At 40.9% G+C, this 15165-nt stretch carries 18 protein-coding genes; all 18 read left to right on the top strand.

The window, feature by feature from the left end:
• Positions 1-12: 12 nt before the first annotated feature.
• The 18 genes from rimP (at position 13) to dapA (ending at position 15162) form a co-directional block, all read left to right on the top strand.
• Complete coding sequence (gene rimP / locus ORD22_RS00170; protein ID WP_317643823.1) at positions 13-483, top strand: ribosome maturation factor RimP; 471 nt, start codon at positions 13-15, stop codon at positions 481-483.
• 170 nt (positions 484-653) lie between these two features.
• Positions 654-1808 (top strand): transcription termination factor NusA, encoded by a 1155-nt coding sequence (gene nusA, locus ORD22_RS00165; RefSeq protein ID WP_317643822.1) that lies wholly within the window; start codon positions 654-656, stop codon positions 1806-1808.
• A gap of 21 nt (positions 1809-1829) precedes the next feature.
• Positions 1830-2108, top strand: a complete 279-nt coding sequence (gene rnpM, locus ORD22_RS00160) for an RNase P modulator RnpM (RefSeq protein WP_317643821.1) — start codon at positions 1830-1832, stop codon at positions 2106-2108.
• Positions 2105-2452, top strand: a complete 348-nt coding sequence (locus tag ORD22_RS00155) for a YlxQ family RNA-binding protein (protein ID WP_317643820.1) — start codon at positions 2105-2107, stop codon at positions 2450-2452. Before rnpM ends, ORD22_RS00155 begins: the two co-directional genes overlap by 4 nt.
• A complete protein-coding gene (gene infB / locus ORD22_RS00150) occupies positions 2430-4802 on the top strand; it encodes a translation initiation factor IF-2 (protein ID WP_317643819.1) in 2373 nt (790 codons plus the stop codon). The genes ORD22_RS00155 and infB overlap by 23 nt, the downstream gene beginning before the upstream one ends.
• Complete coding sequence (locus tag ORD22_RS00145; protein WP_317643818.1) at positions 4799-5077, top strand: DUF503 domain-containing protein; 279 nt, start codon at positions 4799-4801, stop codon at positions 5075-5077. The genes infB and ORD22_RS00145 overlap by 4 nt, the downstream gene beginning before the upstream one ends.
• 22 nt (positions 5078-5099) lie before the next feature.
• Entirely contained in the window at positions 5100-5450 is a 351-nt protein-coding gene (rbfA, locus tag ORD22_RS00140) for a 30S ribosome-binding factor RbfA (protein ID WP_317644179.1), read from the top strand.
• 95 nt (positions 5451-5545) lie between these two features.
• Complete coding sequence (gene truB / locus ORD22_RS00135; protein ID WP_317643817.1) at positions 5546-6457, top strand: tRNA pseudouridine(55) synthase TruB; 912 nt, start codon at positions 5546-5548, stop codon at positions 6455-6457.
• Positions 6458-6469: 12 nt separating this feature from the next.
• Positions 6470-7408, top strand: a complete 939-nt coding sequence (ribF, locus tag ORD22_RS00130) for a riboflavin biosynthesis protein RibF (protein WP_317643816.1) — start codon at positions 6470-6472, stop codon at positions 7406-7408.
• 133 nt (positions 7409-7541) lie between these two features.
• Positions 7542-7811, top strand: a complete 270-nt coding sequence (rpsO, locus tag ORD22_RS00125; protein ID WP_317643815.1) for a 30S ribosomal protein S15 — start codon at positions 7542-7544, stop codon at positions 7809-7811.
• A gap of 142 nt (positions 7812-7953) precedes the next feature.
• Positions 7954-10077 carry a polyribonucleotide nucleotidyltransferase gene (gene pnp, locus ORD22_RS00120; RefSeq protein ID WP_317643814.1) on the top strand — a complete coding sequence of 708 codons (2124 nt, stop codon included), beginning with the start codon at positions 7954-7956 and terminating at the stop codon, positions 10075-10077.
• Positions 10078-10157: 80 nt separating this feature from the next.
• Positions 10158-11414 (top strand): M16 family metallopeptidase, encoded by a 1257-nt coding sequence (locus ORD22_RS00115; protein WP_317643813.1) that lies wholly within the window; start codon positions 10158-10160, stop codon positions 11412-11414.
• Between the two features lie 59 nt (positions 11415-11473).
• Entirely contained in the window at positions 11474-11752 is a 279-nt protein-coding gene (locus ORD22_RS00110; RefSeq protein WP_317643812.1) for a YlmC/YmxH family sporulation protein, read from the top strand.
• A complete protein-coding gene (locus ORD22_RS00105; RefSeq protein WP_317643811.1) occupies positions 11745-12188 on the top strand; it encodes a hypothetical protein in 444 nt (147 codons plus the stop codon). Before ORD22_RS00110 ends, ORD22_RS00105 begins: the two co-directional genes overlap by 8 nt.
• A 5-nt stretch (positions 12189-12193) precedes the next feature.
• A complete protein-coding gene (locus ORD22_RS00100; RefSeq protein WP_317643810.1) occupies positions 12194-12526 on the top strand; it encodes a hypothetical protein in 333 nt (110 codons plus the stop codon).
• Positions 12499-13089 carry a dipicolinate synthase subunit B gene (locus ORD22_RS00095; RefSeq protein ID WP_317643809.1) on the top strand — a complete coding sequence of 197 codons (591 nt, stop codon included), beginning with the start codon at positions 12499-12501 and terminating at the stop codon, positions 13087-13089. The genes ORD22_RS00100 and ORD22_RS00095 overlap by 28 nt, the downstream gene beginning before the upstream one ends.
• Before the next feature lie 116 nt (positions 13090-13205).
• Complete coding sequence (gene asd, locus ORD22_RS00090; protein ID WP_317643808.1) at positions 13206-14231, top strand: aspartate-semialdehyde dehydrogenase; 1026 nt, start codon at positions 13206-13208, stop codon at positions 14229-14231.
• A gap of 31 nt (positions 14232-14262) precedes the next feature.
• The gene (dapA, locus tag ORD22_RS00085; RefSeq protein WP_317643807.1) at positions 14263-15162 is read left to right on the top strand and encodes a 4-hydroxy-tetrahydrodipicolinate synthase; all 900 of its coding nucleotides are present in this window, start codon (positions 14263-14265) and stop codon (positions 15160-15162) included.
• Positions 15163-15165: the final 3 nt, after the last annotated feature.

Below are 15165 nucleotides of genomic sequence, written 5' to 3'. Positions count from 1 at the left end.
GGAGGGATATCATTGAGTAAAATTACAGAGGTAGTTGAACAGTTAGCGAGTCCGATTGTTGAAGAATTAGGGCTTGAACTGGTTGACGTGGAGTTCTTGAAAGAGGGCCGTGATTGGTTTTTACGTATTTATATCGACACGCCTGAAGGAGCAATTGATATCGATCAATGTGCGGCGGTTAGTGAGAAGCTAAGTGAGGAACTGGATCGAGTAGATCCAATCACACAAAATTACTTCCTTGAAGTGTCTTCTCCCGGAGCGGAAAGACCATTGAAAAAAGATGAAGATTTTGAAAAAGCAGTAGGCCAATACGTGTTCATCAAGACTTATGAACCGATAGATGGACTGAAAGAGTTTGAGGGATATTTACTCGGATATGGTCCGGTCTTCGCAAAAGTGGAAATACGCATGAAGACTAGAAAAGTATTAGTAGAAATTGATAAAACGAAAATTGCGTTTGCTCGTCTAGCGATAGATTTTTAACTTCATTTGGTGGGAGACTTAAAGTACTGTTGAATGAGTTAAGTGTTCGGCTAATGTCACAGTTTTTTCACGTAGCTCGAAAAAACTAGACGAAATTATGCCGAGTCGTAATTGACTGTAATTAGCAAAGTAGGTAAGCGCAATGATAATAGAATGTGGGAGTGATGAACATGAGTAGTGATCTACTCGAAGCACTGACAGCTCTTGAACAACAAAAAGGTATTTCAAGAGAAGTGTTAGTGGACGCGATTGAAGCAGCGCTAGTAACTGCATATAAAAGAAACTTTAACCAAGCACAAAACGTTCGAGTTGATTTGAATTTAGATAAAGGCACGATGAAAGTTTATTCACGAAAAGATGTTGTAGAAGAAGTAGAAGATGAGCGCTTACAAATCTCACTCGAAGATGCACAAGTCATTAACCCTGTATACGAACTTGCTGATATTGTCGAAGAAGAAGTCACACCACGCGACTTTGGACGAATTGCTGCACAAACAGCGAAACAAGTCGTTACACAACGGGTACGTGAAGCTGAACGTGGTCTAATTTACGAAGAATATATCGATCGTGAAGAAGACATCGTCAACGGAATCGTCGAGCGTATGGATGCTAAAAATTTATTTGTTGGATTAGGCAAGGTAGAAGCAGTTTTGCCTTCTAGCGAACAGATTCAAACGGAAACGTATGCACCACATGATCGTATTAAAGTATATATTACAAAAGTGGAAAGAACAGCAAGAGGACCGCAAGTGTTTGTTTCTAGAACACACCCAGGTTTGCTGCGTCGCTTATTCGAATTAGAGGTTCCTGAAATTTATGATGGAACAGTTGAGATTAAATCGATTGCTAGAGAAGCTGGAGATCGCTCGAAAATCTCTGTTCATACAACGAACGAAGAAGTCGATCCAGTCGGTTCATGCGTAGGTTCACGAGGTGCTCGCGTTCAATCCATCTCCAATGAATTAAACGGTGAGAAAGTCGATATTGTAGAATGGTCTGAAGATCCAGTCGTATTTGTGGCAAATGCATTGAGTCCATCAAAAGTTATTGATGTCCAAGTGGATGAAGAGGAACGCTCTACAACAGTTGTCGTACCAGATTATCAATTATCACTAGCTATCGGTAAAAGAGGTCAAAATGCACGATTGGCTGCTAAATTGACTGGTTGGAAAATCGATATCAAGAGTGAAACCGATGCTAGAGAGTTAGGGATCTATCCTCGCGCTGAAGAAGACTACTTGGAAGCTTACGAGTATGAAGAAGAAGCGCCAGTTGAACAGGTGGAAGATATTGATTTATACGCAGATCTAGACGAAGAATATTGATTTGGAAAGGATTGCATGCTGATGTCGAACAATCGGAAAATCCCTTTGCGTAAATGTGCAGCTACAGGTGATATGCTTCCTAAAAAAGAAATGATTCGAATCGTCCGTACGAAAGAAGGAGAAGTATCTGTAGACTTGACAGGCAAAAAATCAGGTCGCGGTACATACGTTTCAAAGACGGAAGGTGCTGTAGAAAAAGCACGTAAGCAACGCTCAATTGAAAATCAGTTGGGTGTGAAGATTCCTGAGCAAGTGTATGAGGATCTTTTGCATGCGATACGTCGAGAGGCGATCAAATGAAAGATCCAACAAAAATTTATCAACTGCTTGGTCTAGCAGCCCGTGCGCGGAAAATTGTAACGGGTGAAGATCTAGTCGTAACAGAAGTGCGTTCAGGTAATGCAGCGCTAGTCATACTATCAGCTGACGCATCTGCAAATACGATGAAAAAGTTAACTAATAAATGTAATACTTACAACGTTGAGAAGCATGTATTTGGGAGTCGTGAAGACCTTGGGCATGCGATTGGTAAAGAAGCACGAGTGGTCTTGGCGCTAACGGATAAAGGATTCGCTAAAAAATTATCCGAGCTCCTCAACGAATATAACCGGGGGTGGGCTAATGACGAAAATACGAGTACATGAATATGCCAGAACAGTGAATAAGACGAGTAGAGATATTATAGATGAATTAGGAAAGATGAACATTGAAATAACTACACATATGGCGTATCTTGAACCAGAAACTATAGCGAAACTAGATAAGAAATTCCCTAGATCAGCAACTAGTGCAACACCAGCATCAGGAAATAAGCCAACTAATAATCAAAGGACAGATAGACCAGCTCAGCGTCCTTCTGGCAATCGCCAAGGTGGAAACGCTAAACCAGCTTCTACTTCTGGGACATCTTCTCCAAGAGGCACCAATAGTCGTACTAATCAGAGTGCGAACAAAGGTAGTCAAAGCACTCAAGGAGCTAACCGTTCTGCTTCAACTTCAGCAAATCGTCCACAAGGGCAAGGTTCTACACAGCAATCTAGACCAGCACAAGGCAGTAATCAACAGCCAAGACAAGGTCAAAGTGCTGGTCCTGGTGCACGTCCAGCAGGTGGCGGAGGTCGTCCAGGTGGCGGTCGTGGTGGAAGACCCGCAGCACGTGGAATCAACCAAGGACGTCGTCGATATCGTCCAGCAGTTCCAGCACAAAAGATTGAAAAGCCTCTACCAGAAAAAATTACGTTCTATGAATCATTATCAGTGGGCGAATTAGCTCAAAAATTAGGTAAGGAACCTTCTGAAATCATCAAAAAATTATTCATGCTTGGTGTCATGGCGACGATTAATCAAGAGTTGGATAAAGATGCGATTGAACTAATCTGTGCGGATTATGGTGTAGAAGTTGAGGAAGAAGTCAGAATCGATGTTACCGATTTGGAGATTTACTTTGAAGATCCTGAAGAGGAAGAAGAAGAAACTCCAGGTATTCTGGAAGAAAGACCACCCGTTGTTACGATCATGGGTCATGTTGACCACGGTAAAACAACTTTACTCGATTCGATTCGTAATACGAAAGTAACGCAAGGAGAGGCTGGCGGAATTACGCAGCATATCGGAGCGTACCAAATCAAAGTAAACGATAAGAAAATCACATTCTTAGATACACCGGGTCACGAAGCTTTCACAACGATGAGAGCGCGTGGAGCGAAAGTAACTGACTTGACGATTTTAGTCGTGGCTGCAGATGATGGCGTTATGCCGCAAACAATTGAAGCGATCAATCATGCAAAAGCAGCAGAAGTTCCAATCATTGTTGCAGTAAATAAGATGGATAAACCGTCTGCTAACCCAGATCGTGTTATGCAAGAATTGACTGAACACGGCTTAGTTTCAGAAGACTGGGGTGGAGATACGATCTTCGTACCCATTTCCGCACTAAAGGGTGAAGGAATCGAGCAACTTCTTGAAATGGTTCTATTGGTTGCAGAAGTAGGCGAATTTACTGCGGATCAATCGATTAGAGCACGTGGTACTGTAATTGAAGCGCAACTTGACAAAGGAAAAGGTTCTGTTGCTACATTGCTAGTACAAAACGGTACATTGCATGTAGGAGATCCGATCGTTGTCGGTAATACGTACGGACGGGTTCGTGCGATGGTCAGTGACTTAGGCCGTCGGGTAAAAGAAGCAGGTCCATCTACGCCAGTAGAAATCACTGGATTAAGTGACGTGCCACAAGCGGGCGATCGTTTTGTTGTCTTTAAAGATGAAAAAACTGCACGCCAAATTGGTGAAACACGGGCTGGAGAAGCGCTTCAAGAACAACGTGTGGAAAAGACACGTGTAACGCTAGACAACTTATTCGATCAAATGAAACAAGGTGAAATGAAAGAATTGAACTTGATCGTCAAAGCAGATGTTCAAGGTGCGGTTGAAGCAATGGCGTCTTCTCTTATGAAAATTGAAGTAGAGGGTGTTAATGTCAAGATCATCCACACCGGTGCAGGTGCGATCAACGAATCTGATATTTCATTAGCGGCTGCTTCGAATGCGATCGTTATTGGATTCAACGTACGTCCAGATACGAATGCGAAACGTGCTGCGGAAGAAGAAGGCGTTGATATTCGTCTACATCGCATAATCTATAAAGTAATTGAAGAAATCGAATCAGCAATGAAAGGTTTACTAGATCCTGAATACGAGGAAAAAGTAATCGGTCAAGCTGAAGTTCGTGAAACATTTAAAGTTACAAAAGTTGGTACAATTGCAGGTAGTTATGTAATTGATGGTAAAATCACACGTGACTCTAGTGTTCGTGTCCTTCGTGATAACATTGTCATCTTTGAAGGAGAACTTGATACATTGAAGCGATTCAAAGACGATGCAAAAGAAGTGGCAAAAGGCTATGAATGTGGAATCATGATCAAAAAGTTTAATGATATCAAGGAAGGCGATATCATCGAAGCTTACGTAATGGAAGAAATTAAACGAGTATGATTGTGTACGCGGAATGCTCGTTCTTCATTCCGACTGCGGCATCGCTTAAAGATAAGCGAGCTGTCTTAAATCGAATGAGAGATCGAGTGAAAAATTCCTATAATGTTTCTGTCGCAGAAATAGATCATCAAGATCTTTGGCAAAGGACGACTTTCGCTATAGTTGCTGTCGCATCGTCTAAAGATGCGGCTGAACGCGAAGTGAGAAGAGCCATTCGCCTATTCGAATCAAATCCAGAGTGGGAAATGACCGCGTGTGCAGTTGAATACTTATGAGTATAGAACGAGGTGAATGTTCGTGTCAGTGCGTGCAAATCGAGTTGCTGAACAAATGAAAAAAGAATTGGGCGAAATTATCGGCCAAAAGTTGAAAGACCCGCGCATCGGTTTCGTTACGATTACAGGCGTAGACGTAACAGGCGACTTGCAACAGGCAAAAGTGTTTATTTCTGTTCTTGGGACAGATAAAGAGCGCGAAGACACGTTGATCGGTCTCTCTAAAGCCAAAGGATTCATCCGGACTGAAATTGGTCAGAGAATTCGTTTGCGTAAAACACCTGAAATCGAATTTGAGCTAGATGAATCGGTTGCGTACGGTAATCGTATTGAGAGCTTAATTCGTCAAGTGAATGATGAAGACAAGCAGTAAAAATGTGGAGGAAGTTCATTATCGCTTAAGCGTAATGACTTCCTCTATTCTTATCTAAGAGGTTTTTCAATGAACCCACAGAAAGAAGGGGCAAGATGAACGGAATATTACCTTTGTGGAAAGAAAAAGGGATGACATCACATGATTGCGTCTTTAAGCTTCGAAAGATTTTACGTACAAAAAAGGTAGGACATACAGGAACACTGGATCCTGAAGTAGAAGGTGTACTACCCATTTGTATAGGGAAAGCAACGAAAGTCGCATCGTATGTGACAGATGCGGGCAAAGAATACATTGCGAAAGTTTCAATCGGCCGATCTACGGAAACGGAAGATGCACAAGGTGAAACTGTTACTAGTGATAACTCGTATAAAGAATTTACACGAGCACAAATTATGGAAGCATTACATAAGTTAACAGGTGAAATTACACAGATTCCACCAATGTATTCAGCTGTAAAAGTAAAGGGCAAGCGACTCTATGAGTATGCAAGAAAAGGTATAGAAGTAGAACGACCTGAACGTAAAGTACAGATCCATCAAATAGAACTTTTAGATGAAGAAGAAAATTTTGCGGGGGAACAAGTCACATTTTCCATTCGTGTGAGCTGTGGAAAAGGTACATATATTCGAACGCTTGCTGTGCAAATAGGTGAACTTCTTGGCTATCCAGCACATATGGAAAAATTAGTACGAACGGCTTCAGGTAATTTTCGTCAGGCAGAGTGTAAAACGTTAGCGGAAGTAGCGGAGTTCATGGAAGCGGAAATAGTAGACTCTATTTTGTTGCCAATTGAAAACGTATTGACCGACTTTCCAAAAGTGGAAATAGACACTTCGGATATAGAGCATATTAAAAATGGACAAGTGTTACCAGCGCATCCGTTATTGAATGATTATCCGTCTATTATTATGACGTATGAAAAAAAAATATGGGCTATCTATCAAAATCATCCGACGAAACCTGGATTGATGAAGCCAGAAAAAATGTTATTGCCCAATGAGTAAGGAGAGATAGAAATGGAAATCTACAGATTACGTTACCCCGATCAAGTAGATATCGGTCAGAATCACGCCTATTCTTTAGCGATCGGATTTTTTGATGGTGTACATAAAGGACATCAAGCAGTCATTCGTTCCGCGAAAAAAACAGCGGATGACTTAGCGATACAGACAGCTGTTATGACGTTTGATCCACATCCTTCCCAGCTCTTTTCTGATAAAAATGTTGGCTACATCACTCCTATTGAGGAGAAGGTAAGACTGCTTCAAAATTTAGAAGTGGATGTACTGTTCATCGTTAGTTTTGATTGGAATCTAGCTAGCTTGTCACCTGAACAGTTTATTGATGTATTTATTAAAGGATTAGGTGTTAAGCATGTTACGGCAGGCTTTGATTTTACGTTTGGCGTAAAAGGTTCAGGTACAATGGAAGACATGAGCAAACTTGCTAGCGGATTGTATGGAACGACGACAGTTTCGAAAGTTACATTTGATGAAACAGGGAAAACTTCTTCTACAAAGATTCGCGAATTACTCTCGCAAGGTAATGTAGAAGCAGCTGCTACGTTACTAGGACGTCCATTTCGAACGTTCGGGGAAGTGGTACATGGAGAAAAGCGAGGTCGCTTGTTAGGCTTCCCGACTGCAAATATTCAAACTTCAGAAGAACATATTGTCCCGGCTAACGGCGTCTATGCAGTACAATGTTTAATTAACGATACATGGTACAAAGGCGTTTGCAATATGGGTGTCAAACCAACGTTTCATGATCCAGAACATCGTCGTGCGATTGCAGAAGTTCACTTGCTTGATGCTACACTGGATTTATACGGACAGAAAGTTTCGATTGATTGGCTACATCGAATACGGTCAGAGCGGAAGTTTGATTCATTTGATGCATTAAAGGAGCAAATCGCTAAAGATAAACAAATAGCGATTGACTTATTAAACGACTAGAGTTGGTTGTTGCAACTGAAAGAATGCCGTGATATGATAAAGCAGTGTCATAAACACGAACCACTTCTTGGCAACACGACTCACCAACGTTTGCTCGGGAGATGGGGATACTTTTATTTAGGAGGTGAAAAGGATGGCTATTACACAAGAGCGCAAAACTGAGCTTATCAATCAATTCAAAACTCATGAAAATGATACTGGATCTGCTGATATTCAGATTGCTATCCTTACTGAAGAGATCAATAACTTGAACAGCCACTTGCGTACACACAAGAAAGACCACCACTCACGTCGCGGTCTGTACAAAATGGTTGGTACACGTCGTCGTCTTTTAAGATATTTACGTGAAACTAACGTTCAACGTTACCGTGATCTTATTGCAACACTAGGCTTACGCCGTTAATAAGACTAAAAAGCGGGCTTTGCCCGCTTTTTTCTATGGGATCAAGAATTTAAACATCGCATAAATATGTCATTTTTGATACACTACTACTAATTACATACTGTCAATTGAATAAGCTTCACAAATAGAGAGGGGATCTACAATGTCAGAACAGAAAAAAGTTTATACACTCGATTGGGCAGGACGTACACTGACAATCGAAGCTGGACAACTTGCAAAGCAAGCAAATGGTGCTGTGCTCGTTCGTTATGGCGAAACAACAGTACTTTCCACAGTGACTTCTTCCAAGAAACCAAAACCTCTAGATTTTTTCCCGTTAACAGTAAACTATGAAGAACGATTATACGCAGCTGGTAAAATTCCAGGTGGATTCATTAAGCGTGAAGGTCGTCCTTCAGAAAATGCCGTTTTGACTAGTCGTTTAATTGACCGACCAATTAGGCCTTTGTTCCCTGAAGGCTTCCGTAATGATGTTCAAGTCATTTCACTTGTGATGTCAGTAGATCAAGATTGTTCTTCTGAAATCGCTGCGATGATCGGTTCATCTTTAGCATTGTCTATTTCAGATATTCCGTTTGATGGACCAATCGCAGGCGTTCAAGTCGGTCGTATTGATGGTGAATTTATCGTCAATCCAACCCCAAGTCAGCTAGAGGTATCTGATCTCGATTTAGTCGTTGCGGGTACAAAAGACGCGATTAATATGGTAGAAGCAGGGGCGAAAGAAATTTCTGAAGATATCATGCTAGAAGCGATTATGTTCGGTCATGATGAAATTAAAAAATTGGTTGAATTCCAAGAGCAAATCGCTCAAGAAATCGGTAAAGAAAAATTCGAGATCGAACTATTCGAATTAGATGCAGATATCAACAAAGAAGTAAAAGATTTCTGCGAGGGTGATTTGATTGCAGCGATTCAGACAGAAGAAAAACATGCGCGTGAAGACGCGATAAATGAAGTAAAAACAGCAGTCCTTGATCGTTATATCGAGAAAGAGTCCGATGAAGAGACCATGAAACAAGTAAAAGCTGTCCTAGAACAAATGGTCAAAGACGAGGTGCGTCGCTTGATCACGGTAGATAAAGTCCGTCCAGACGGCCGTGGGCTTGATGAGATTCGTCCATTATCTTCTGAAACAGGTCTTTTACCACGCGCACACGGTTCTTCTTTATTTACACGTGGACAAACGCAAGTATTGAGTGTTTGTACGTTAGGCGCACTCGGTGAAGGCCAAATGATTGATGGATTAGGCTCAGATGATTCCAAGCGCTTCATGCATCATTATAACTTCCCGAACTTCAGTGTTGGTGAAACTGGACCTATACGTGGACCAGGCCGTCGTGAAATCGGTCATGGTGCATTAGGAGAGCGTGCGTTGCTTCCAGTACTTCCAAATGAAGTTGAATTTCCATACACAATGCGTCTTGTAGCAGAAGTATTAGAGTCCAATGGTTCTTCCTCACAAGCATCAATTTGTGCTTCAACAATGGCTATGATGGACGCAGGTGTACCACTTAAGTCTCCAGTGGCAGGAATCGCAATGGGCTTGATCAAAAAAGACGAAGATTACTCTATCCTTTCAGATATCCAAGGAATGGAAGATTATTTAGGTGATATGGACTTTAAAGTAGCAGGAACTGATAAAGGTATTACAGCACTTCAAATGGATATCAAAATTGATGGACTTTCTCGTCAAATTTTAGAAGAATCACTTGCACAAGCGAAAGTCGGTCGTATTAAAATTCTTAATCATATGTTGACTACGATTTCTGAAACACGTGAAGAGTTGTCTGAATACGCACCGAAAATTATTGTCATTCATATTAATCCAGATAAAATCCGCGATGTAATCGGACCTGGTGGAAAAGTGATCAATAAAATTATTGAAGAAACTCAAGTGAAGATTGATACAGAACAAGATGGTACAATCTATATTGCTTCTCCAAATTCTGAGATGAATGAGAAAGCGAAGCAAATGATTGAAAACATCGTTCGTGAAGCGAAAGCTGGCGAATACTACCTTGCGAAAGTAAAGCGTATTGAGAAGTTCGGTGCGTTCTTAGAAATCTTCCCAGGTAAAGATGGTTTGCTTCATATTTCTGAAATTCAAGAAGCGCGTACAAAAGAAGTTGAAGACGTGCTGAAAATTGGAGACGAATTATTGGTAAAGGTTATCGAAATTGATAGACAAGGACGAGTAAATCTTTCTAGAAAAGTCGTGATCTTAGAAGAAAAAGAAGCAAAAGAAAAAGCAAATAAAGAATAATCAACAGGTTAAAAAGCCTCTTCCTGCACAAGTTGCGGCGAAGAAGGCTTTTTGTACTTTTTAAAAAGGGAGAGAAGTCGATGATTGAAACACATATTTGCCCGAATGGGGTACGTATCATTCATGAGAAAATGCCACACGTAAAGTCTGTAGCTGTTGGTTTATGGGTGCATGCAGGTTCTTCTGACGAAACAGCGGAGCAAGAAGGGATTGCTCACTTCATCGAACATATGCTATTTAAAGGGACAGCTACGAGAACGGCTAGAATGATCGCTGAGCAGTTCGATCAAATCGGCGGCGATTTAAATGCCTTCACATCAAAAGAAATGACTTGTTACTATACAACGGTGTTGAGTAATCATGCATCGTACGCGCTGACAATTTTATCTGATATGTTCTTCCATTCACAATTTAAGGATGAAGAAATGGAGAAAGAGAAGTCCGTAATTTTAGATGAAATATCTTCAGTGGAAGATATGCCTGATGAAGATGTAGATGAAAAGCTTTGGACAGCTATGTTCCCAAATGATCCAATTGGAAAGCCAGTCGGTGGACGTGTGGAAACAATTAAACGTTTTACAAAAGAAATGGTAGACGAATTCATGTTACATCACTATGGTCCCGAAAACCTAGTAATCTCGATTGCTGGAAATTATGATGATCGGCTCATTAAGTTAATCGAAGCACATTTCGGATATTATCAAAGTAAATTAACGACAGCCTTAAAAGATGAAATCGTGCTACCGGACTTTGCGGCGAAACAAATTATAAAAACGAAAGATATAGAACAAGCACACATATGCTTCGGTTATCCATCGTTACCATCCACGCATGATAAAATTTACGAATTAAGTTTATTCGACAGTATTCTTGGCGGCACGATGTCTTCAAGACTATTTCAGGAAGTGCGGGAGAATAAAGGGTTAGCATATTCTGTCTATACGTATTATGCGGCGTATGAGAACGCTGGAGGCTTCGTAATTTATTGTGGAACATCGCCCGAAAACTTTAAAGAGACATATGAAACGATCGAACAAGTCATCGCAGAGCTATTGCACGACGGGATAATGGATAAGGAATTGCGAAATGCAAAAGAACAGCTAAAAGGAAGCTTTGTTCTTGGATTAGAAAGTACTGAATCACGAATGTATCGCAATGGACGCAATGAATTAGTGCTAGGGAAACACTTAACGATTGAACATGTAGTAGAGCAAATTGAAAAAGTTGAAAAACGTAGTGTTTATCGGTTGGCCCAACAAATTCTAACGAGTGATCGAGCGACATCAATCATCGCCCCCAAAGAGAATATTCAACAATATAAAAAAATGCAGAACTAGTCGAGTTCTCCCTTTCTATACATATGATGAAAGAGATCATAAGAAAGGGAGGACTATTTATGCTGTTATCTGAGTTAGCACAAAAAGAGTTGATCCAAGTCGAAGAGGGAATGCGGTATGGGTTTTTGGCAGATACCGATCTCCTTTTTAATCACAAAACAGGTGAGATTATAGGTTTTGAAATTAGAAAAAAACTTGGAAAAAATCTTTTTCGTCAAAAAGATTCAGATGTCATTGAATACATTCCTTGGCATGAAATTGTCTTAGTAGGAGAAGATCGAATTCTATTTGGAAAAACGCATGAACTGGATCGTAAGGATGTGACCGAGTATGAATAAATGGCTTGTTGTTGGAACCGATCAGCGATTACTTTTAGCCGCAGACCTACTAAATCAAGCAGGACATAGTTGTCGTTATGTTGCGATTGATTCATTTGCTGAAGAACTTCAACAAACGTTGCTTGCGTGGCAGCCGGATCGTATTATCCTTCCACTTCTATCCATGGCACAACCTATTCCTCCTACCCTCCTCCAACGCTCTTCTGTGCTTTATACGGGGCAGATAGCTCAGCAATGGGTAGATCAGCTAGATGAAATTGGTATACATCATAGAAGTTATTTACTAAACGAACAATTTATTTGGCAAAATGCGCAGTTGACAGCAGAAGCGTTTGTACATGTGTTTTATGCGCAAACGAAGCGAACGATTGCCGGTAAACATTTTTATGTTGCTGGTTTATCGCGCAAACATTGCATAGCTTACAAGCTTCTATAACCGTCGTGGCAAGGTCTGATGAACAGCTGGCTGAAGCAGGTATAGTAGGTTATGGTTCTATACGCTTAACGGAAGATACAGTATTTACAGATGGTTATTTAGTAAATACTATACCTTCTCAATGGCTAGATCCGAAACATGCAGGACGTATTTTCGATGTAGCTTCAGCGCCCGGTTGCCTAAAGCCTTCTACAACTTCTGAATACTATACGATACACCTCAAATTGCCGGGGATACATTTTCCTGTGGACGCGGCGACTGTAGTAGTTGACGCTGTTTTGAGAATGGATTCAGAAGAAAGGGGAGCTAAATGCTTGAAGGAAAACGAATCGGATTAGGAATTACAGCTTCGCATTGCACATATGATCAATTGCTTCCGATGATTGATTCGCTACGAAAAGCGGGGGCGTCAGTCGTTCCAATCATCACGCATTCTGTACTTCACGCAGCCACGCGTTTTGGCACAGGAGAAGAGTGGATTAAACGTATTGAAAAAGCGACAGGAGAAAAGGTCGTATCGAGAATTGTAGAAGCTGAGCCATTTGGGCCGACGAACCCGCTAGATTGTATGATCATTTCACCGCTTACGGGTAATTCCATGAGTAGACTCGCAAATGCGGCTACTGATTCACCGGTCTTAATGGCAGCCAAAGCGACATTGCGTAACGGCAAACCAGTTGTACTAGGTGTATCGACAAACGATGCATTAGGGCTGAACGCAATGAATCTCGTGAAATTATTGAATATGAAGGATGTTTATTTTATACCGTTCGGACAGGACGACTGCATAAAAAAACCGAACTCATTAATTTCAGATTTTTCGCTACTAACAGCTACTACAGTGTCCGCCATAAACGGTAAACAACTACAACCATTATTGATAATGCATAAAGATGCATAAAAATAGATTTTTAAATTACACAAAATATGTTATAATTCGTTCAATAACAATTAACGAGCTGTGGTTGTTCGTTTAAACCCTAAATTACCTTGTTAATAATTGAAAGGAAGATCGAGATGAAGAATGTAAATGTTGCAATTGTCGGAGCTACTGGAGCGGTAGGAACTAAAATACTTGAAAAATTGGTGGAGCGTAAATTTCCTGCTCAATCTATCAAGTTACTGGCGTCCAAACGCTCTGCTGGCAATGAGATCAAAGCGGGTGGAGAAACATACATCGTACAAGAAACAACACCTGAAGCTTTTGAAGGAATCGACATTGCATTCTTTAGTGCGGGCGGGAGTATTTCAGAAATGTTTGCACATGAAGCAGTGAAACGTGGAGCAGTTGTTATTGATAATACAAGTGCATTCCGTATGGATCCGAACACACCACTTGTCGTTCCTGAAGTAAATCCAGGGGACTTAAAAAACCATTCTGGAATTATTGCGAACCCGAATTGCTCAACAATTCAAATGGTGGCGGCACTGAAACCTATTAAAGATAAGTATGGCCTAAGCAGATTAATCGTTTCTACTTACCAAGCCGTTTCAGGTGCAGGTGTAGAAGCTATTGATGAATTAGAAAATCAAAGTAAGCAATTTGCTGACCGCAGTGAAATCGAAGCGGAAGTATTACCATCAGCAGCTGCAAAACGTCATTATCCTATCGCGTTCAATGCAATTCCACAAATCGATTCATTTGATGAATCAGGTTACACGTTAGAAGAGTTGAAAATGATCAACGAAACGAAGAAAATCTTTAATGACTACGACATGTCAGTAGCAGCTACTTGTGTCAGACTACCTGTTGTGTCTGGTCACTCTGAATCTGTTTATATTGAAATTGATCAAGAAAACGTTTCGACAAAAGATATTCAGGCATTGTTACAAAATGCTCCTGGGGTTGTTTTACAAGATGATCCAACAGCGCAAGTGTATCCAATGCCGCTTTACGCTGAAGGCAAAGATGAAGTATTTGTTGGTCGAATTCGTAAAGATCTAAATCATCCAAACGGTTTTCATCTATGGATTGTGTCAGACAACTTGTTAAAAGGCGCTGCCCTGAATTCAGTGCAGATCGCTGAAGCGCTTGTCGACTGATTACAAAAAGAAAGTATGACTAAGAAAAGGGATGATCAACGTGAAGCTTGGAAATATAGGGACAGCAATGGTCACTCCTTTTTCTCCAGATGGTGCGATTGATTATGAAAAAACCTCGGGCTTGCTTGAACACTTAATCGCAAATGGGACAGATTCTGTTATCGTCAGTGGTACAACAGGCGAATCACCTACGCTTACCATGTCGGAGAAAAAAGAGCTATTGGATTTTGTTATTAAGGTTGTAAATAAGCGTATCCCAGTCATTGCGGGAACAGGTACAAACGATACAGCCGAATCGATTGAGTTGACTAAGGCGGCTGAGCTATCCGGAGCAGATGGGATTATGCTCGTCACCCCTTATTACAATAAACCCAATCAACAAGGGTTGTACGCACACTTCTCGACAATTGCCAAAGAAACGTCATTACCTGTATTGCTTTACAATATTCCTAGTAGATCTGTAGTGAATTTACTTCCAGAAACAATCATTGCGTTATCTAAAATTCCGAATATAAAGGCTGTTAAAGAAGCAAGTGGAAGTCTTGAACAAATGGCTAAAATCATCGAAAATACCGCGGACGATTTTGAAGTGTACAGTGGTGATGATGGTTTAACATTGCCACTACTTTCGATTGGCGGCAGAGGAATTATTTCTGTTTCAGCTCACGTAGTAGGAAATGAAATGCAACAAATGGTCAAAGCGTTTCAAAACGGACAAACAAAAAAAGCAGCTCAGCTACACCGGGCGCTATTGCCTGTATTTAAGGCGCTGTTCTCCACACCGAATCCAGTGCCCGTGAAATATGCACTGGAAAAGGCAGGCGTACCAACAGGTGGCGTACGTTTGCCGTTAGTTGCAATGGATGCAAGTGAAGCAGCAATGGTTGATGTTGCACTAGAAAAATTCAAAAATTCAACGTTTATTGTGTAAGAA

Origin of the sequence: Sporosarcina sp. GW1-11, from assembly GCF_033088395.1 — a bacterium.
Lineage (GTDB): Bacteria > Bacillota > Bacilli > Bacillales_A > Planococcaceae > Sporosarcina.
The sequence above is the reverse complement of the archived record's forward strand: the minus strand, read 5'-3'. Positions and strand labels throughout refer to the sequence as shown.